Source organism: Acetobacter sp. DmW_125128 (assembly GCF_008704325.1).
Taxonomy (GTDB): Bacteria; Pseudomonadota; Alphaproteobacteria; order Acetobacterales; family Acetobacteraceae; genus Acetobacter; species Acetobacter oryzifermentans.
Map to the genome: position 1 here is coordinate 1 of NZ_VHOP01000061.1, position 558 is coordinate 558.

Here is a 558-nt window from a genome sequence, read left to right on the forward strand (position 1 = left end):
AGGCTGTCGAGCATGGCTGGTGCCAGAGGCAGTTCATGAGCCTGTCCAGGGGCCAGCGCAAAACCGAAGGCTTTTCCATGTCCATCAGCGATCACGCAGACTTTTGTGCCATAGCCGCCGCGAGAGCGGCCAAGTGCTTCACGATGGTCTCGCTCTTCGAAAGAGGCCCCTTTTTTTGGGCTCCCGCCGCCTTGTGGTGAGCCCTGATGTTCGTGCCATCCAGAAAAGTCATTCCGAATGCCACTCCCTGTTGTTCCTGAACCAGTGCGAGCAGCCGCTCCCATACGCCGAGCTTCGCCCAGCGGATGAAAAGCTGCGCAGCCCGCCACCACGGACCCAGTTCAGCGGGGATACTCCGCCATTTCGCGCCATTCTCATGACGCCAGAAAATCGCTGCTATCGTCCGCCGCAGATCATGTGGCGGCGTCTTGCCCCTCGGGCGAACCTCCTCAATCAGAGGTTCCCAGATCGCCCATGTCTCGTCCGTAAAAGTGCCTGTTCCGTCTCCTTCTTCCATCCCTACAATATGGGAAGAATTTCAAGCGCTAACAGGCCCTA

At 58.4% G+C, this 558-nt stretch carries 1 pseudogene; it reads right to left on the minus strand.

Annotation, left to right across the window (positions count from 1 at the left end):
* Positions 1-517, minus strand: a pseudogene (locus tag FKW19_RS14345) (IS5 family transposase); the annotation flags it as partial.
* Positions 518-558: the final 41 nt, after the last annotated feature.